The sequence below is a fragment of the Streptomyces luteireticuli genome (assembly GCF_041519305.1).
Classification (GTDB): Bacteria; Actinomycetota; Actinomycetes; order Streptomycetales; family Streptomycetaceae; genus Streptomyces; species Streptomyces luteireticuli.
In genome coordinates, this window is sequence record NZ_CP167927.1 from 5665861 (window position 1) to 5683790 (window position 17930).

General features: G+C 70.2%; 18 protein-coding genes. 17 read left to right on the plus strand and 1 reads right to left on the minus strand.

Features of this window, described 5'->3' with window-relative positions:
* Positions 1 to 143 precede the first annotated feature (143 nt).
* From rpmE to AB8735_RS25615, 17 genes are all read left to right on the plus strand, one after another.
* Positions 144 to 368 (plus strand): 50S ribosomal protein L31, encoded by a 225-nt coding sequence (gene rpmE / locus AB8735_RS25535; RefSeq protein WP_344024196.1) that lies wholly within the window; start codon positions 144 to 146, stop codon positions 366 to 368.
* A 102-nt stretch (positions 369 to 470) separates the two neighbouring features.
* The gene (gene prfA / locus AB8735_RS25540; protein ID WP_344024194.1) at positions 471 to 1550 is read left to right on the plus strand and encodes a peptide chain release factor 1; all 1080 of its coding nucleotides are present in this window, start codon (positions 471 to 473) and stop codon (positions 1548 to 1550) included.
* Between the two features lie 64 nt (positions 1551 to 1614).
* On the plus strand, positions 1615 to 2460 hold the full coding sequence (gene prmC / locus AB8735_RS25545) for a peptide chain release factor N(5)-glutamine methyltransferase (protein ID WP_372409621.1): 846 nt from the start codon (positions 1615 to 1617) through the stop codon (positions 2458 to 2460).
* Positions 2461 to 2506: 46 nt separating this feature from the next.
* A complete protein-coding gene (locus tag AB8735_RS25550; RefSeq protein WP_344024190.1) occupies positions 2507 to 3154 on the plus strand; it encodes an L-threonylcarbamoyladenylate synthase in 648 nt (215 codons plus the stop codon).
* A complete protein-coding gene (locus AB8735_RS25555) occupies positions 3151 to 3813 on the plus strand; it encodes a protein-tyrosine-phosphatase (protein ID WP_344024188.1) in 663 nt (220 codons plus the stop codon). The genes AB8735_RS25550 and AB8735_RS25555 overlap by 4 nt, the downstream gene beginning before the upstream one ends.
* Before the next feature lie 63 nt (positions 3814 to 3876).
* Positions 3877 to 5139, plus strand: coding sequence for a serine hydroxymethyltransferase (gene glyA, locus AB8735_RS25560; protein ID WP_344024186.1), 1263 nt, complete (start codon positions 3877 to 3879; stop codon positions 5137 to 5139).
* Between the two features lie 112 nt (positions 5140 to 5251).
* Positions 5252 to 6571 carry an MraY family glycosyltransferase gene (locus AB8735_RS25565; protein ID WP_372409623.1) on the plus strand — a complete coding sequence of 440 codons (1320 nt, stop codon included), beginning with the start codon at positions 5252 to 5254 and terminating at the stop codon, positions 6569 to 6571.
* A gap of 243 nt (positions 6572 to 6814) precedes the next feature.
* A complete protein-coding gene (locus AB8735_RS25570; protein ID WP_344024182.1) occupies positions 6815 to 7255 on the plus strand; it encodes a hypothetical protein in 441 nt (146 codons plus the stop codon).
* Positions 7256 to 7534: 279 nt separating this feature from the next.
* A complete protein-coding gene (gene atpB, locus AB8735_RS25575; RefSeq protein ID WP_344024294.1) occupies positions 7535 to 8329 on the plus strand; it encodes a F0F1 ATP synthase subunit A in 795 nt (264 codons plus the stop codon).
* Positions 8330 to 8408: 79 nt separating this feature from the next.
* Entirely contained in the window at positions 8409 to 8660 is a 252-nt protein-coding gene (gene atpE, locus AB8735_RS25580; RefSeq protein WP_344024180.1) for an ATP synthase F0 subunit C, read from the plus strand.
* A gap of 41 nt (positions 8661 to 8701) precedes the next feature.
* Entirely contained in the window at positions 8702 to 9265 is a 564-nt protein-coding gene (locus tag AB8735_RS25585; RefSeq protein ID WP_344024178.1) for a F0F1 ATP synthase subunit B, read from the plus strand.
* Positions 9262 to 10077, plus strand: coding sequence for a F0F1 ATP synthase subunit delta (locus tag AB8735_RS25590; protein ID WP_344024176.1), 816 nt, complete (start codon positions 9262 to 9264; stop codon positions 10075 to 10077). Before AB8735_RS25585 ends, AB8735_RS25590 begins: the two co-directional genes overlap by 4 nt.
* Positions 10078 to 10193: 116 nt before the next feature.
* Positions 10194 to 11765, plus strand: a complete 1572-nt coding sequence (gene atpA / locus AB8735_RS25595; protein WP_344024174.1) for a F0F1 ATP synthase subunit alpha — start codon at positions 10194 to 10196, stop codon at positions 11763 to 11765.
* A gap of 2 nt (positions 11766 to 11767) precedes the next feature.
* Positions 11768 to 12688 (plus strand): F0F1 ATP synthase subunit gamma, encoded by a 921-nt coding sequence (locus AB8735_RS25600; RefSeq protein WP_344024172.1) that lies wholly within the window; start codon positions 11768 to 11770, stop codon positions 12686 to 12688.
* The gene (gene atpD / locus AB8735_RS25605; RefSeq protein ID WP_344024170.1) at positions 12689 to 14131 is read left to right on the plus strand and encodes a F0F1 ATP synthase subunit beta; all 1443 of its coding nucleotides are present in this window, start codon (positions 12689 to 12691) and stop codon (positions 14129 to 14131) included. It abuts the gene before it with no gap.
* Positions 14132 to 14245: 114 nt separating this feature from the next.
* Complete coding sequence (locus AB8735_RS25610; protein WP_344024168.1) at positions 14246 to 14623, plus strand: F0F1 ATP synthase subunit epsilon; 378 nt, start codon at positions 14246 to 14248, stop codon at positions 14621 to 14623.
* A 118-nt stretch (positions 14624 to 14741) separates the two neighbouring features.
* On the plus strand, positions 14742 to 15194 hold the full coding sequence (locus AB8735_RS25615) for a DUF2550 domain-containing protein (protein WP_344024292.1): 453 nt from the start codon (positions 14742 to 14744) through the stop codon (positions 15192 to 15194).
* Positions 15195 to 15593: 399 nt separating this feature from the next.
* On the opposite strand, the gene AB8735_RS25620 is transcribed toward AB8735_RS25615, so the two are convergent.
* Complete coding sequence (locus AB8735_RS25620; protein WP_372409625.1) at positions 15594 to 17930, minus strand: glycosyl hydrolase family 18 protein; 2337 nt, start codon at positions 17928 to 17930, stop codon at positions 15594 to 15596.

A 17930-nucleotide genomic window follows, 5' to 3' on the forward strand; every position in this document is an offset into this window, starting at 1 on the left:
CGGCCGGGGGTCCCGGGAATACCGGGGCCCCACCCCCCGTTTTGGGGGATACGGCCAGGACTGGCAGACTGGTACGTCGGCCCCGGTTCACGGAGGGCAATCCCGCCCTGCGACCCGGTGCCCTCCCCGAACTAGGAGATCCCTTGAAGCGCGACATCCACCCGGAGTACGTCGAGACCCAGGTCAGCTGCACCTGTGGCGCCTCGTTCACCACGCGTAGCACGATCGCCGGCGGCACCATCCGTGCCGAGGTCTGCTCCGCGTGCCACCCGTTCTACACGGGCAAGCAGAAGATCCTCGACACCGGTGGCCGTGTGGCGCGGTTCGAGGCCCGCTTCGGCAAGAACGCCGGGTCCGCCAAGAAGTAGCGGCCCGCTTGCGCCGGTCGGCCCTCCTCCGGGTGCGGGGGAGGGCCGCACCGGCGCTTTGTCGTCCAGCAGGTCCGTCCGTCACTCAGCCAGGGAATCAAGATGTTCGAGGCAGTCGAGGAACTGGTCGGCGAGCACGCCGGCCTCGAGCAGCGGCTCGCCGACCCCGCCGTCCACGCGGACCAGGCGAACGCCCGCAGGCTCAACAAGCGCTACGCCGAGCTGACCCCGATCGTCGGCACCTACCGCACCTGGAAGCAGGCCGGCGAGGACATCGAGACGGCCCGCGAGTTCGCCGCCGACGACCCCGACTTCGCCGCCGAGGTCAAGGAGCTGGAGAAGCAGCGCGAGGAGCTCACCGAGAAGCTCCGCCTGCTGCTCGTCCCGCGCGACCCCAGCGACGACAAGGACGTCATCCTGGAGGTCAAGGCCGGCGCCGGCGGCGACGAGTCCGCCCTCTTCGCCGGTGACCTGCTGCGGATGTACCTGCGCTACGCCGAGCGCGTGGGCTGGAAGACCGAGATCATCGACGCCACCGAGTCCGAGCTCGGCGGCTACAAGGACGTCCAGGTCGCCGTGAAGACCAAGGGCGGCAACGGCGCCACGGAGCCCGGCCAGGGCGTCTGGGCCCGGCTGAAGTACGAGGGCGGCGTGCACCGCGTCCAGCGCGTGCCGGCCACCGAGTCCCAGGGCCGCATCCACACCTCCGCCGCCGGCGTGCTCGTCACGCCCGAGGCGGAGGAGGTCGACGTCGAGATCAACATGAACGACCTGCGGATCGACGTCTACCGCTCGTCCGGCCCCGGCGGCCAGTCCGTCAACACCACCGACTCGGCCGTGCGCATCACGCACCTGCCGACCGGCGTCGTGGCCTCCTGCCAGAACGAGAAGAGCCAGCTCCAGAACAAGGAGCAGGCCCTGCGCATCCTGCGCTCCCGGCTGCTCGCCGCGGCCCAGGAGAAGGCCGAGGCCGAGGCCGCCGACGCCCGCCGCAGCCAGGTGCGCACCGTGGACCGGTCCGAGAAGATCCGGACCTACAACTTCCCGGAAAACCGCATCTCGGACCACCGCGTCGGTTTCAAGGCGTACAACTTGGACCAGGTGCTCGACGGCGACCTCGACGCGGTCATCCAGGCGTGCGTCGACGCCGACTCGGCGGCCAAGCTCGCCGCCGCCCAGTAACCCGCGCACGGAGCGCACGGAAGCGTACGGAATTGGTCATGGAGCGCTACAGGAGGAAGGCCCAGTGAACCTGCTGCTCGCCGAGGTGGCCCAGGCCACCCAGCGGCTGGCCGACGCCGGCGTGCCCTCCCCGCGCTTCGACGCGGAGGAGCTCGCCGCCTTCGTCCACGGTGTCAAACGCGGTGAACTCCACCTCGTCGCCGACGCCGACTTCGACGCGCGCTACTGGGAGGCCGTCGCACGCCGCGAGGCCCGCGAACCGCTCCAGCACATCACCGGCCGTGCCTTCTTCCGCTACCTGGAGCTCCAGGTCGGCCCCGGCGTCTTCGTGCCCCGGCCCGAGACCGAGTCGGTCGTCGGCTGGGCCATAGACGCGGTGCGCGCCATGGACGTCGTCGAGCCGCTCATCGTCGACCTGTGCACCGGCTCCGGGGCCATCGCCCTGGCCCTCGCCCAGGAGGTGCCCCGCTCCCGGGTGCACGCCGTCGAGCTCGACGAGGACGCCCTCGCCTGGGCCCGCAAGAACGTCGAGGGCTCGCGCGTCCAGCTGCACCACGGGAATGCGCTCACCGCGCTCCCCGAGCTCGACGGCCAGGTGGACCTGGTCATCAGCAATCCGCCGTACATCCCGCTCACCGAGTGGGAGTACGTCGCCCCCGAGGCCCGCGACCACGATCCGCAGCTCGCCCTCTTCTCCGGCGAGGACGGCCTCGACACCATCCGCGGCCTGGAGCGCACCGCCCACCGGCTGCTGCGCCCCGGCGGTGTCGTCGTCATCGAGCACGCCGACACCCAGGGCGGCCAGGTGCCGTGGATCTTCACCGAGGAGCGGGGCTGGGCCGACGCGGCCGACCACCCCGACCTCAACAACCGGCCCCGGTTCGCGACGGCCCGGAAGGCGATGCCGTGACGACGGCGACGACTGACACAGATTTCCCGTTCGAGGAGGTTGGCTAATGGCTCGGCGATACGACTGCGGCGACGCGACCGACCGCAAGACCGGTCTGCGCGAAGCGGCCGCCGCGGTCCGCCGCGGAGAGCTGGTCGTGCTGCCCACCGACACCGTCTACGGCATCGGTGCGGACGCCTTCAGCCGCGAGGCCGTCGGTGACCTCCTCACGGCCAAGGGCCGCGGCCGGGGCATGCCCTCGCCCGTCCTGGTCGGCTCCCCGAACACCCTGCACGGGATCGTCACCGACTTCTCCGAGCAGGCCTGGGAGCTCGTCGACGCCTTCTGGCCCGGCGCGCTCACCCTGGTCGCCAACCACCAGCCCTCGCTGACCTGGGACCTGGGCGAGACCCGCGGCACCGTCGCCGTCCGCATGCCGCTGCACCCGGTGGCCATCGAGCTGCTGACCGAGTTCGGCCCCATGGCCGTCTCCAGCGCCAACCTCACCGGCCACCCGGCCCCGCAGACCTGCGACGCCGCCCAGGAGATGCTCGGCGACTCCGTCTCCGTCTACCTCGACGGCGGCCCCACCCCGGCCGACGTGCCGTCGTCCATCGTCGACGTCACCGGCAAGGTGCCCGTGCTGCTGCGCGCCGGCGCGATCACCGCGGACCAGCTCCGCGAGGTGGTACCCGACCTCGAGGTGGCGAATTGATCGCCCCGCAGGGGCGTGGCATAGCGGGACCGGAGACGAGCACCGACATCTTCCGCATCCTCCACGTCAGCACCGGCAACGTCTGCCGCTCGCCCATCACCGAGCGGCTGACCCGCCATGCCCTGACGGAGCGCCTCGGCGACCCGGGCGCCGGCGGCCTGGTGGTGGAGAGCGCGGGCACCTGGGGCCACGAGGGCGCGCCCATGGAGGCGCACGCGGCGACCGTGCTCGCCGACTTCGGCGCCGACGCGCACGGCTTCATGGGCCGTGAGCTGCTGGACGAGCACGTCATCCGCGCCGATCTGGTCCTCACCGCCACCCGCGACCACCGCGCCCAGGTCATCTCCATGGGCCACTCGGCGGGGCTGCGCACCTTCACGCTCAAGGAGTTCACCCGGCTGGTGCGGGCCATCGACCCGGTCACCCTCCCCGACCCCGTCGACCCCGGCGGGGTGGTCGCCCGGGCCCGCGCCCTGGTCCAGGCCGCGGCCGCGCTGCGCGGCTGGCTGCTGGCGCCGGACGCGGAGGCCGACGAGGTCCACGACCCGTACGGCGCCCCGATCACCTTCTTCCGCTCCATCGGCGACGAGATCAACCAGGCGCTCGACCCGGTCCTCACCGCGCTCACCGGCATCCCCGCCGACCGGCACCCTGCATAGCCCCGGGCACGGGCCTACATTGGGTGGTGAGCACGGCTCACCCCCCACCGCACGGAGCCCGCGATGTCCGTCACCTCCGTACCCCCCGGCGCCGCCCGGACGGCGTCCGAGGCGCTGCTGCGGCAGGATCCCGAGATGGCGGGCATCCTGCTCGCCGAGGCCGAACGCCGGGCGAGCGGCCTCCAGCTGATCGCCGCGGAGAACTTCACCTCGCCCGCGGTCCTCGCGGCGCTCGCCTCGCCGCTGGCCGACAAATACGCCGAGGGCTATCCCGGCGCCCGCCACCACGGCGGCTGCGAGGTGGCCGACCTGGCCGAACGGGTCGCCACGGACCGGGCCAAGGCGCTGTTCGGCGCCGAGCACGCCAACGTCCAGCCGCACTCCGGCTCGGCCGCCGTCCTGGCCGCCTACGCGGCGCTGCTCAGGCCCGGCGACAAGGTGCTGGCCATGGGCCTGAGGGAGGGCGGGCACCTCACCCACGGCTCCCCGGCCAACTTCTCGGGCCGCTGGTTCGACTTCACCGGCTACGGGGTCCACCCGGACACCGGGCTCCTCGACTACGACCGGCTGCGCGCCCTGGCGCTGGCGCACCGGCCCCGGGCGATCGTCTGCGGCTCGACCTCGTACCCGCGCCACCCCGACTACGCGCTCTTCCGCGAGATCGCCGACGAGGTGGACGCCCATCTCATCGTGGACGCCGCGCACCCCATCGGCCTGGTCGCCGGGGGAGCGGCGCCCAATCCGGTGCCGTACGCCGACGTGGTGTGCGCCACCACGCACAAGGTGCTGCGCGGGCCGCGCGGCGGGATGCTCCTGTGCGGGGCGCGGCTGGCGGACCGCATCGACCGGGCGGTGTTCCCGTTCGTCCAGGGCGGCGCGCTGATGCACACCGTGGCCGCCAAGGCCGTCGCCTTCGGGGAGGCGGCGACGCCGGCGTTCACCGCGTACGCCCATCAGGTGGTGGCCAACGCCCGGGCGCTCGCCGCCGCGCTGGCCGACGAGGGCCTGGCCGTCGCCACCGGGGGCACGGACACCCATCTGGTGACCGCCGACACGGGTCCGCTCGGCCTGGACGCCACGGCGGCCCGGGGCCGGCTGGCGGGCGCCGGCATTGTCCTCGACGTCTGCGGCCTGGGCCGGGGGTCGGCGCGCGGGCTGCGGCTGGGCACCGCGGCGGTCACCACCCAGGGCATGGGCGTACCGGAGATGGGCCGGATCGCGGCCCTGATGGGCGCCGCGCTGCGGGGCACGGAGCCGGCGGGCCGGCTCCGGGAGGAGGCCGCCGCACTGGCGGCGGCGTTCCCGCCCTATCCTGCGCGGGACTGATCGTTTGCAACCATCAGGGGGTGGTGAACGTCTTCCTCTCCATTCACCGATCACGACCGCACACGCATATGGTGGTGGGCTGTGATGTCCAGCGAGATCCCTGGGGCAGCCCGTGCGTGAATACCTGCTGACGCTGTGCGTCACCGTGGCGGTCACCTATCTGCTCACGGGCCCGGTGCGGAAGTTCGCGATCATGGCCGGCGCGATGCCGGAGATCCGGGCGCGCGACGTGCACCGCGAACCGACGCCGCGGCTCGGCGGGATCGCCATGTTCGGCGGCCTGTGCGCCGGCCTGCTGGTCGCCTCGCACCTGCCGAACCTCAAGCCCGTCTTCGAGACGTCCAACGAGCCCAGAGCCCTGCTCTCGGGAGCCGGGCTGATCTGGCTGCTGGGCGTGCTGGACGACAAGTGGGGCGTGGACGCCCTGGTCAAGCTGGGCGGCCAGATGATCGCGGCCGGTGTGATGGTGCTCCAGGGCCTGACCATCCTCTGGCTGCCGGTGCCCGGCATCGGCACGGTGGCGCTCACCCCCATGCAGGGCACACTGCTGACCGTCGCCCTGGTGGTCATCACCATCAACGCGGTGAACTTCGTGGACGGCCTGGACGGCCTCGCCTCGGGCATGGTCTGCCTGGCGGCGGCGGCGTTCTTCCTCTACGCCTACCGGCTCTGGTACGGGCACAACGTGGAGGCGGCCGCGCCCGCGACGCTCTTCGCGGCGGTCCTCGTCGGCATGTGCCTGGGCTTCCTGCCGCACAACATGCACCCCGCGCGGATCTTCATGGGCGACTCGGGGTCGATGCTCATCGGCCTGGTGCTGGCCGCGGGCGCGATCTCCATCACCGGCCAGGTCGACCCCGACCTGCTCGGCTCCTTCACCGGTTCGGAGAAGGCGACCGTGCAGGCCACGGTGCCGGTCTACATCCCGCTGCTGCTGCCGTTGACGATCATCGCGGTGCCGGTGGCCGACCTGCTGCTGGCGGTCGTGCGCCGGACGTGGAACGGCCAGTCGCCGTTCGCCGCCGACCGCGGCCATCTGCACCACCGGCTGCTGGAGATCGGCCACTCGCACAGCCGCGCGGTGCTGATCATGTACTTCTGGTCGGCGCTCATCGCGTTCGGCACGGTGGCGTATTCGGTCAACTCCGAGGCGAGCGGCCGGATCCTGCTGGCGGTCGTGGCGCTGAGCGCGGTGGGCCTCGTCCTGCTGCTGATGCCGCGGTTCACCCCGCGGGCGCCCCGCTGGGCCGAGCACCTGGTGCCGCCGCGCTACCGGCGCAGGGGCACCCCGCCCGTGGAGCTCCCGGCGGCCGCGAAGGAGCAGGACCGGCCGGAGGAGCGCGAGCCCGTCCCCGCGGGGCTGCACGGGGCCACGGCGATCGGCGACCGCTCGCGGTTCCGTGACGTACGGAGGACCGGCGGCCGCGGTTAGCCGGTAGCAGAGAAGAAGCCGCTCGTCAGCCCGCTGACGGGCGGCTTCACACTTGCGTGTGATGGGCAGCACACGATATAGGTAAAGGCCTCATCAAATAGTTTGTGATACCGTTCACGAAACCGGTGGCAGAGCCGAAGGACCGTAGTGCGGCGGTTCTTCACTGCGCGTGAACGCGCCGAACCCCGGGATACGCTCGTCCCCGACGAATCGTTGCTTCCGACTCCGCCGGAGAGACCCTTCATGCAGGCCAACGACGCCCGAACGCTACTTCAGTGCGCCGTACCGACCGCTGTCGCGGGGGTCGTCGCCGTTGCCGTCGCCTTCGCGCTCGCGGGGGGCAAGGGTGCCGTCGGAGCGGTCGCGGGCACCGCGCTCGCCCTGGCCAACATGTCGCTCGGCCTGTACATGCTGCAGCGCACCGCCCGGCAGTGGCCACAGCTGTTCCAGATGATGGGACTCGCGCTCTACGCCGTGCAGTTCCTCGTGATCGCCGTACTCCTGGGCCTCTTGAAGGACACCACGCTCTTCAACGTCCGGTCCTTCGCCTTCTCGGTGCTCGCCGGGACCCTCGTCTGGGTCGCCGCACAGCTGCGGGCACACATGAAGATGAAGATCTTCTACATCGATCCCGAGGCCGCCGCCGACGCGAAGAAGCCCGCGCCGGCGGAGTCTCCGTCATGACAGGTAGGGCCGGAATAAGTGCTCGTGTGCTCACCTGCTATCGTCCGGTGCCATCTGAGGTGCAGCGGACGCAGACGGCCGGAGCCCCGCTCTTCGCGGGAGCGCATCGGCGGTCCGCCCAGCTGATGCCTGCGGTGGCCACCGGCCACCGGCCGACCTGCCGCACCCCTAACCGTAAGACCAGTCCAGTGCCGTTCCGTGGCTGCTTGCCGCGCCGACACAACGAGGTTGCCGTACCTATGCGCCATGTTGAAGGAGCTCGCGGTGAGTGCTGACCAGATGCTCGCCTTCGAGACCGATTGCCACATCTTCGATGGGTGCGGCTTCCCGACTCCGGGCCTTCACTCCTTCGTCTTCGAACCGCTCTTCACGATCGGCGGCATCGAGGTCAACAAGCCGATGCTGCTGGCCGTTCTGGGCTCGGCCGTCGTGCTCGTCTTCCTCTGGGCCGCCTTCGGCCGGGCCAAGGTGGTGCCGGGCAAGCTCCAGATGGTCGGCGAGGCGGGCTACGACTTCATCCGCAAGGGGATCGTCTACGAGGCCCTGGGGAAGAAGGAGGGCGACAAGTACGTCCCCCTCATGGTCTCGCTGTTCTTCTTCATCTGGATCATGAATCTGTGGTCGATCGTCCCGGTCGCCCAGTTCCCGGTGACCTCGGTCATCGCCTACCCGGCGGGCCTCGCCCTGCTGGTGTACCTGATCTGGGTGCCCCTGACCTTTAAGCGTCACGGTTTCATCGGCGGCATCAAGAACATCAGCGGTTACAACAAGGAGCTCGGCTGGGTCCTCCCGCTGGTCATGCTCCTGGAGCTGCTCTCCAACCTGCTGATCCGCCCGTTCACCCACGCGGTCCGGCTCTTCGCCAACATGTTCGCGGGCCACGTCCTGCTGCTGATCTTCACCATCGCCAGCTGGTACCTGCTGAACGGCATCGGCATCGCCTATGCCGGCGTCTCCTTCGTGATGGTCATCCTGCTGACCGCCTTCGAGATGTTCATCCAGGCCCTTCAGGCGTACGTCTTCGTCCTCCTGGCCAGCTCCTACATCCAGGGCGCTCTCGCCGAGCACCACTGAGCAGAGCCCTCCCCCCGCAGACCCCCAGACGTCCGGTGGCCAACCCCCACCGGTCCGTGAAAGAGAAGGAAGTAACGGCATGTCCGCTGCTCTCGAAATGGTCAACCTCGCCTCCAAGGACGCCTTCACCGGCAGCGCCAGCGCGATCGGCTACGGCCTGGCCGCCATCGGCCCCGGCGTCGGCGTCGGCATCATCTTCGGTAACGGCACCCAGGCCATGGCCCGTCAGCCCGAGGCGGCCGGTCTGATCCGCGCCAACCAGATCCTGGGCTTCGTCCTCTGTGAGGCGCTGGCCCTGATCGGCCTCGTCATGGGCTTCGTCTACAGCTGATCCTGTAGACGACCACCCATCAAGCGACGAAAGGCACTGATGTGATCGCCCTGGCAGCATCGCTGGCCTCGGAGAAGGAGCCCGCGCTCCTTCCTCCGGTGCCGGAGCTTGTCATCGGTACCCTCGCCTTCCTCATCGTCCTCGTCTTCCTCGGCAAGAAGCTCCTCCCGGGTCTGAACAAGACGCTGGACGAGCGCCGGGCGGCCATCGAGGGCGGCCTGGAGAAGGCCAAGGCCGCCGAGGAGGAGGCCAAGCAGGTACTCGACGACTACCGGGCTCAGCTCGCCGAGGCACGCACCGAGGCCGCGCGACTGCGCCAGGAGGCGCAGGAGCAGGGCGCCGCGATGGTCGTCGAGATGAAGGCCGAGGGCGAGCGGCAGCGTGAGGAGATCATCGCTGCCGGTCACGCCCAGGTCGAGGCCGACCGCCAGGCCGCCGCGGCCTCGCTGCGGCAGGACGTCGGCAAGCTGGCCATCGACCTGGCCGACCGGATCGTCGGCGAGTCCGTGAAGGACGCCGCCCGGCAGGAACGGACCATCGACCGGTTCCTCGACGCGCTCGAGGCCAAGCCGGCCGACACGACGAAGGCTGAGGTCACCCGATGAACGGAGCGAGCCGCGAGGCCCTGGCCTCCGCACGCGAGAACCTCGACGCGCTGGTGGACAGCGCCTCGGCCGACGCCGCGGGGCTCGCCGAGGACCTCGCCTCCGTCACCGCGCTGCTCGACCGCGAGGTGTCGCTGCGCCGGGTCCTCACCGACCCGGCGCAGCCCGCCGAGGCCAAGGCCGAACTGGCCGGACGCCTGCTGCGCGGACAGGTCGGAAGCGACGCGACCGACCTGGTGGGCGGCCTGGTCCGCTCCCGCTGGTCGTCCTCGCGCGACCTGGTGGACGCGCTGGAGGAGCTCGCCGCGAGCGCCGACCTGGCCGCCGCCCAGCGGGCCGGCCAGCTGGACGACGTCGAGGACGAGCTGTTCCGCTTCGGCCGCATCGTCGAGTCCAACCCCGGTCTGCGCGCCGCGCTGACCGACAAGGTTGCCGCCAAGGCCGCCAAGGCCGAGCTGCTGCGCACGCTGCTGGGCGGCCGGGCCAACCCGGTCACCGAGCGGCTGGTCACCCGGCTGGTCACCGCGCCGCGAGGCCGTAGCCTGGAAGCGGGGCTCACCGCCCTCTCCAAGCTGGCCGCCGACCGCCGTGGCCGCGTCGTCGCGGAGGTCACCTCCGCGGTGCCGCTGAACGACCGGCAGAAGCAGCGCCTCGGCGACGCCCTCGCCCGGATCTACGGGAAGCACGTCCACCTCAACCTGGACGTCGACCCGGAGGTCCTCGGCGGCATCCAGGTGCGCATCGGCGACGAGGTCATCAGCGGCACCATCGCGGACCGGCTCGCCGACGCGGGCCGCCGGATGGCCGGCTGACCAGCCACCAACTCAAGAGCATGACTGACGGCCCGAGTTGGGCCGACGGTGTCCCACGGGGCAGGCCCCCTGGGGAAGAAATACTTCGGGCCCAACAAGGAGAGCAGGGAACCCAGATGGCGGAGCTCACGATCCGGCCGGAGGAGATCCGGGACGCGCTGGAGAACTTTGTCCAGGCGTACAAGCCGGACGCGGCCTCGCGCGAGGAGGTCGGTACGGTCAGCCTGGCCGGCGACGGCATCGCGAAGGTCGAGGGGCTGCCCTCGGCCATGGCGAACGAGCTGCTGAAGTTCGAGGACGGCACCCTCGGCCTCGCCCTCAACCTCGAGGAGCGCGAGATCGGCGCGATCGTCCTCGGCGAGTTCAGCGGCATCGAGGAGGGCCAGCCGGTGCAGCGCACCGGTGAGGTGCTCTCCGTCGGAGTGGGCGAGAAGTACCTCGGCCGCGTCGTCGACCCGCTGGGCAACCCGATCGACGGCCTCGGCGAGATCGAGACCGAGGGCCGCCGCGCCCTCGAACTGCAGGCCCCCGGCGTCATGGTCCGCAAGTCGGTCCACGAGCCGATGGAGACCGGCTACAAGGCCGTCGACGCCATGACCCCGGTCGGCCGTGGCCAGCGTCAGCTGATCATCGGTGACCGCCAGACCGGCAAGACCGCCCTGGCGATCGACACGATCATCAACCAGCGTGCCAACTGGCGCACCGGCGACCCGAAGAAGCAGGTCCGCTGCATCTACGTCGCCATCGGCCAGAAGGGCTCCACCATCGCGTCCGTGCGCGGCGCGCTGGAGGAGGCCGGCGCCCTGGAGTACACGACCATCGTCGCGGCCCCGGCGTCCGACCCGGCGGGCTTCAAGTACCTGGCCCCCTACACCGGTTCCGCCATCGGCCAGCACTGGATGTACCAGGGCAAGCACGTCCTGATCGTCTTCGACGACCTGTCGAAGCAGGCCGACGCCTACCGTGCCGTCTCCCTGCTGCTGCGCCGCCCGCCGGGCCGTGAGGCCTACCCGGGTGACGTCTTCTACCTGCACTCCCGTCTGCTGGAGCGCTGCGCCAAGCTCTCCGACGACATGGGCGCCGGCTCGATGACCGGTCTGCCGATCGTCGAGACCAAGGCCAACGACGTCTCGGCGTTCATCCCGACCAACGTCATCTCCATCACCGACGGCCAGTGCTTCCTGGAGTCCGACCTGTTCAACGCCGGTCAGCGCCCGGCCCTGAACGTCGGTATCTCGGTCTCCCGTGTCGGTGGCTCCGCCCAGCACAAGGCCATGCGCCAGGTGTCCGGCCGACTCCGCGTGGACCTCGCCCAGTACCGCGAGCTGGAGGCGTTCGCCGCCTTCGGTTCCGACCTGGACGCGGCCTCCAAGGCGGCGCTGGAGCGCGGCAAGCGCATGGTCGAGCTGCTGAAGCAGACCCAGTACGCGCCGTTCGCGACCGAGGACCAGGTCGTCTCCATCTGGGCCGGCACCACCGGCAAGATGGACGACGTCCCGGTGGAGGACATCCGCCGCTTCGAGCGCGAGCTCCTCGACTACCTGCACCAGGCCCACAAGGGTCTGATGACCAGCATCGTCGAGGGCGGCAAGATGTCGGACGACACGCTGCAGGCACTCGGTGACGCCGTCGCGTCCTTCAAGCAGCAGTTCCAGACCGCGGACGGCAAGCTGCTGGGCGAGGGCTGAGCATGGGTGCCCAGATCCGGGTCTACAAGAGGCGGATCAAGTCCGTCTCCGCGACCAAGAAGATCACCAAGGCGATGGAGATGATCGCCGCCTCGCGCATCGTCAAGGCACAGCGCCAGGTGGCCGCGTCCACTCCGTACGCCAGTGAGCTCACCCGGGCCGTGACCGCCGTCGCCACCGGTTCCAACACCAAGCACCCGCTGACGACCGAGGTCGAGCAGCCGGTGCGGGCCGCGGTGCTGCTCGTCACGAGCGACCGCGGTCTGGCGGGCGGTTACTCCTCCAACGCCATCAAGGCGGCGGAGCAGCTCACCGAGCGGCTCCGTGCCCAGGGCAAGGAGGTCGTCCACTACATCGTCGGCCGCAAGGGCGTCAGCTACTTCGGCTTCCGGGAGCGCCCGGTCGCCGCGTCGTGGACGGGCTTCACGGACAGCCCGACCTACGCGGACGCCAAGAAGGTGGCGGACCCGCTGATCGAGGTCGTCCTTGCGGACACGGCCGAGGGCGGCGTGGACGAGCTGCACATCGTCTTCACGGAGTTCGTGTCGATGATGACGCAGACCCCGGTGGACAAGCGGCTGCTGCCGCTGACCCTCGAGAAGACCGAGGACGAGGACGGGGCGGCGAAGGACCAGATCCTTCCGCTGTTCGAGTTCGAGCCGTCGGACGAGGCGGTGCTCGACGCGCTGATGCCGCGGTACGTCGAGTCCCGTGTCTACAACGCCCTGCTGCAGGCCGCCGCTTCCGAGCACGCGGCCCGCCGCCGGGCGATGAAGTCGGCGACCGACAACGCCGAAGACCTCATCAAGTCGCTCACGCGGCTTGCCAATGCGGCCCGACAGGCCGACATCACCCAGGAAATCAGCGAGATCGTCGGTGGCGCGAGCGCCCTGGCCGACGCGACCGCGGGGAGTGACCGATAAATGACCACCACTGTTGAGACGGCCGCCGCGACGGGCCGCGTCGCCCGGGTCATCGGCCCGGTCGTCGACGTGGAGTTCCCCGTCGACGCGATGCCGGAGATCTACAACGCCCTGACCGTCGAGGTCTCCGACCCGGCCGAGGCCGGCAAGAAGAAGACCCTGACGCTCGAGGTCGCGCAGCACCTGGGCGAGGGCATGGTCCGCGCCATCTCCATGGAGCCCACCGACGGCCTGGTCCGCCAGGCCGTGGTGACCGACACCGGCGACGGCATCACCGTCCCCGTCGGTGACGTCACCAAGGGCCGGGTGTTCAACACCCTGGGCAAGATCCTGAACGACCCCGAGGCCGAGTCCGAGGTCACCGAGCGCTGGTCCATCCACCGCAAGGCCCCGGCGTTCGACCAGCTCGAGTCGAAGACCGAGATGTTCGAGACCGGTCTGAAGGTCGTCGACCTGCTGACCCCGTACGTCAAGGGCGGCAAGATCGGTCTGTTCGGTGGTGCCGGTGTCGGCAAGACAGTTCTGATCCAGGAAATGATCATGCGTGTGGCCAAGCTGCACGATGGTGTTTCCGTGTTCGCCGGTGTCGGCGAGCGCACCCGTGAGGGCAACGACCTCATCCAGGAAATGGAAGAGTCGGGCGTTCTGGACAAGACCGCGCTGGTCTTCGGTCAGATGGACGAGCCGCCGGGCACGCGTCTCCGCGTCGCGCTGGCCGGCCTCACCATGGCCGAGTACTTCCGTGACGTCCAGAAGCAGGACGTGCTGTTCTTCATCGACAACATCTTCCGCTTCACCCAGGCCGGTTCCGAGGTCTCGACCCTGCTCGGCCGCATGCCCTCCGCGGTGGGCTACCAGCCGAACCTGGCCGACGAGATGGGCCTCCTCCAGGAGCGCATCACCTCGACCCGTGGTCACTCGATCACCTCGATGCAGGCGATCTACGTCCCCGCGGACGACCTGACCGACCCGGCCCCGGCGACCACCTTCGCCCACCTGGACGCCACGACCGTTCTGTCGCGTCCGATCTCGGAGAAGGGCATCTACCCGGCGGTCGACCCGCTGGACTCGACGTCCCGCATCCTGGACCCGCGTTACATCGCGCAGGACCACTACGACGCCGCCATGCGCGTCAAGGGCATCCTGCAGAAGTACAAGGACCTCCAGGACATCATCGCGATCCTCGGTATCGACGAGCTGGGCGAAGAGGACAAGCTGGTCGTCCACCGCGCCCGTCGCGTCGAGCGCTTCCTGTCGCAGAACACCCACGCGGCGAAGCAGTTCACCGGTGTCGACGGTTCGGACGTTCCGCTGGACGAGTCCATCGCCGCGTTCAACGCCATCTGCGACGGTGAGTTCGACCACTTCCCGGAGCAGGCGTTCTTCATGTGCGGTGGCCTTGAGGACCTCAAGAACAACGCCAAGGAGCTGGGCGTCTCCTGAGCATCCCGATGCTCGTGGTCCGGGGGCGGGGCACTCCCGCCCCCGGACCGCACGTCCCCTATTCTTTGACCCAACGCCCGCCGGACCCGGCGGGTGGAGACCCGAGGAGCCACGTTGGCTGCTGAGCTGCACGTCGAGCTGGTCGCGGCGGACCGAAGCGTCTGGTCCGGCGAGGCCACTCTGGTCATCGCGCGTACCACATCGGGTGACATCGGCGTCATGCCCGGCCACCAGCCGCTGCTCGGTGTGCTGGAGACCGGCCCGGTGACCATCAGGACCGCCGACGGCGGGACGGTCGTCGCCGCGGTGCACGGCGGCTTCATCTCCTTCGCGGACGACAAGCTGTCGCTGCTCGCGGAGATCGCCGAGCTGGCGGACGAGATCGACGTCACCCGTGCGGAGCGGGCGCTCGAGCGCGCGAAGTCGGAGGCCGACGCGGCCGCCGAGCGCCGCGCGGAAGTCCGGATGCGTGCGGCCGCGGGCCCTCACTAGGCCGCGGCCCACTGAAGTACGTCCCTCAGCCGCGGACCGCCTGGAACAAACCAGGGCGGTCCGCGGCTGAGGCAATACAGGTGCGGTTGCTCTAGATGATGCGAGGAGGTCGGTCGTGATGGTCCTCGCTCTGCTCGTGAGCGGCATCGTCGTGCTGCTGGTCCTGTTGGGGCTCTTCGTCTTCGGGCTGCGCAGGCGGCTCATCCAGCGGTCCGGGGGCACCTTCGACTGCAGCCTGCGGTGGGACGTCCCCGCCGAACGGACCGGTGAACCGGCCGGCAAGGGGTGGGTGTACGGCGTCTCCCGGTACAGCGGTGACCGGATCGAGTGGTTCCGGGTCTTCTCGTACGCGGTGCGGCCGCGTCGGCTGCTGGAGCGGGCGTCGATCGAGGTGCTGGAGCGGCGGGCTCCGCTGGGGGACGAGGAGTTGGCGCTGCTGTCGGACGCGGTGGTTCTTCTCTGTTCGCACCGGGGGACGCGGCTTGAACTGGCGATGAGCGAGGATGCGCTGACGGGGTTCCTGGCGTGGCTGGAGGCGGCGCCGCCGGGGCAGCGGGTGAATGTGGCGTAGGGGTTTGCTCCCCGCCCCGCCCTAATCCGTTTTCGCAGGGGCTGCGCCCCTGCGGGACCCCGTCTGCGCGCTGCCGCGCGCGGGTGGGCGGGGCTTCGCCCCTGCGCCCCACCGGGGGCTGCGCCCCCCTGGACCCCGCTCGGGTTGCGCCCGTCGGGCCCTGACCGGGGCTGCTCCCCTGGACCCCGTTGTCGCGGCTTCGCCGCTCGTCCTCAAGCGCCGGACGGGCTGGATAGCCCGTCCGGCGCTTCGGGGGTCCAGGGGGCGGAGCCCCCGGTGGGGTGCTGGGGCGAAGCCCCGCCCTCCCCGCGCGGAGCGCGGGCGGGGTGGCGCAGGGGCACGGCCCCTGCGGAGAAGGGGAGAGGGCGGGGCGGGGAGTGATACCGGCGAACTGCCGCGTCAGCGGAGCCCGTTGTCCAGGGCCGTCATCAGCGTGCCGCTGTCGCCGGACATCTCCCAGATCATCGCGCCGCCCAGCTTCTTGGACTTCAGCCAGGCCGTCTTCTTCCCGATCGACCAGGCGTCGTCGAAGGTCCACCACTGGCCGTTGTCACCGGTGAAGCCGTACGTCGCCACCGTCGCCTCGTCGTGGTAGATCTTCAGGCCGGAGACGGACGCCAGCAGGTTGTCGTAGCCGCGGGTGCCGGATTCCTCCGGGAACTGGCCGGGGGCCGCCCCGTTCGCCTTCTGCCAGACGCCGTTGGCGCCGCCGTCCGTGACCTGCTGCCAGCCGCGGCCGTAGAACGCCAGGCCGAGGACGATCTGCCGCGGGGCGACGCCCGCGTCGAGATACGTCTGGACGGTCTTCTCGACGCTGAACTTGGTCGAGTAGGGGTCCTTGGGGTCGGGGTAGAGGTTCCCCTGGTGACCGGTGAGCTTCGGTTCCCAGCTGTTGTCGCTGCCGGAGCCGTGGAAGTCGTAGCCCTGGACGTTCGCGTAGTCCATGTAGTCGAAGACGCTCGGCGTACCGTCCTTGGTCGTGATGTCCCAGCCCGCGTCTATCTTGGCCGGGTCGGCCGGGGTGAAGGCGGTCAGGAGGTACTTCTGGCCGCCGGAGCCGCTCAGCGCGTCCAGCTGGCGGCGGAACTCGGCGAACAGCAGCAGGTTGTTGGCCTTGTCGTCCTTGGAGACATGGTTGCCGGCGTGGCCGTCCGAGCCCGGCCACTCCCAGTCGATGTCGAAGCCGTCGAAGATCCCGGCGGCGACTCCGGCGCCACCGCGACCGTTGGTGACCGGCAGGTTCCCCTTGATGTACATGTCGATACAGGACTTCACGAACTTCTGTCGTGAGGCGTCCGTCTTCGCGACGTCGGAGAAGTACTTGCTGTAGGTCCAACCGCCGATCGACATCAGGACCTTGAGCTTGGGGTACTTGGCCTTGAGCTGCTTGACCTGGTTGAAGTTGCCGGCCAGGGGCTGGTCCCAGGTGTCGGCGGTGCCGTTCACGGACTCGCCGGCCGCGAAGCCCTTCTCGTAGTCGGCCCAGGAGTCGCCCGCCCCGTCGCCCTGGCTGGGGTCCTGGGGGTTGGACCCGGTGGCCTTGGTGACGCCATTGAGACAGGTGAGGTTGTTCGGGTCGATGTTGGAGAAGGCGTAGTTGATGTGCGTGAGCTTGGCTGCGGCGCCCGTCGTGTCCAGGGACTTCACCGTGTAGCCGCGCCCGTAGATGCCCCACTGCACGAAGTAGCCGACCTTGGCGGCGGCCGCGCCGGGCTGCGGGTCGCCGCCCCCGCCGGTGGTGCGGATGGTCAACGGGGCGCTGGCGGGGCCGGTCTGGCCCGCGGTGTCCCGGGCGACGACGGTGTACGTGTAGTCGGTGCCGGCGGTCAGCCCGGTGTCGGTGTACGCGAGCTTGGCGACGGTCGCCGCCTTCACCGTGCCGCGGTAGACGTCGTACTCCTTGATGCCCTTGTCCGAGGTCGCCGCGGTCCACTTGAGCGCGACCGATGTGTCGGTGACGGCGGTGGCCTGCGGGGTGCCGGGCGCGGACGGCGGCTTGTCCGAACCGCCCTTCGTGGTGCGGAAGGTGGCCGCGGGGCTCGCCGGTCCCGTTTTGTCGTTCACGTTGCGGGCGACGACGGTGTACGTGTACTCGGTGTCCGCGGTGAGGCCGGTGTCCGTGTACGCGAGCTTGGCCACTGTCGCGACCTTGTCCTTGCCGCGGTAGACGTCGTAGTTCTTGATGCCCTTGGCGTCCGTGGCGGCCGGCCACTTCAGCGAGATGCTGGAGGCGGTCACCCCGGTCGAGACGGGCTGCCCGGGCGCGCTGGGCGGCGTGTCGGTCGAAGAGCCGTCGCAGGCACCGCCGTTGAGCTTGCAGCCCGCCGGTGCGCCGTCGCCCGCGGCGACGAAGCCGAAGGTGACGCTGGCGCCGGGGGGAACGGAGCCGTTGTACTCACGGTTCTTGGCGGTGTAGTGCGAGCCCGAACTGGTGATCAGGGCATCCCAGTAGGCGCCGACCGTGGTGGTGGAGGGGAAGTCCCATTCGACGGTCCAGGCGTCGATCGTCGTGGTGCCGGTGTTCTTGACGGTCCACTCGCCCTGGTAGCCGCCGCCCCATTCGGAGGTCTTGGCGAAGGTCGCCGTGGCCGAAGGGCCATCTGCGGAGGCCGAGTTGGCCGAGCTGGCCGGTGCGGCGAGGCCGACGAGCGCCGCGACCGGGAGCAGCAGTGCGCCGAGCGCCGCGGTGATCCTGGTTGGCGAGAAACGCAGTAACCGGGAGGTGTGTCTGTTCAA

Coding starts and splice junctions, on each gene's coding strand:
- AB8735_RS25590 (WP_344024176.1), top strand. CDS start 9,262: ATGAACGGAGCGAGCCGCGAGGCCCTGGCCTCCGCACGCGAGAACCTC.
- atpB (WP_344024294.1), top strand. CDS start 7,535: ATGCTCGCCTTCGAGACCGATTGCCACATCTTCGATGGGTGCGGCTTC.
- AB8735_RS25570 (WP_344024182.1), top strand. CDS start 6,815: ATGCAGGCCAACGACGCCCGAACGCTACTTCAGTGCGCCGTACCGACC.
- atpE (WP_344024180.1), top strand. CDS start 8,409: ATGTCCGCTGCTCTCGAAATGGTCAACCTCGCCTCCAAGGACGCCTTC.
- AB8735_RS25615 (WP_344024292.1), top strand. CDS start 14,742: ATGGTCCTCGCTCTGCTCGTGAGCGGCATCGTCGTGCTGCTGGTCCTG.
- AB8735_RS25600 (WP_344024172.1), top strand. CDS start 11,768: ATGGGTGCCCAGATCCGGGTCTACAAGAGGCGGATCAAGTCCGTCTCC.
- prfA (WP_344024194.1), top strand. CDS start 471: ATGTTCGAGGCAGTCGAGGAACTGGTCGGCGAGCACGCCGGCCTCGAG.
- atpD (WP_344024170.1), top strand. CDS start 12,689: ATGACCACCACTGTTGAGACGGCCGCCGCGACGGGCCGCGTCGCCCGG.
- AB8735_RS25550 (WP_344024190.1), top strand. CDS start 2,507: ATGGCTCGGCGATACGACTGCGGCGACGCGACCGACCGCAAGACCGGT.
- atpA (WP_344024174.1), top strand. CDS start 10,194: ATGGCGGAGCTCACGATCCGGCCGGAGGAGATCCGGGACGCGCTGGAG.
- glyA (WP_344024186.1), top strand. CDS start 3,877: ATGTCCGTCACCTCCGTACCCCCCGGCGCCGCCCGGACGGCGTCCGAG.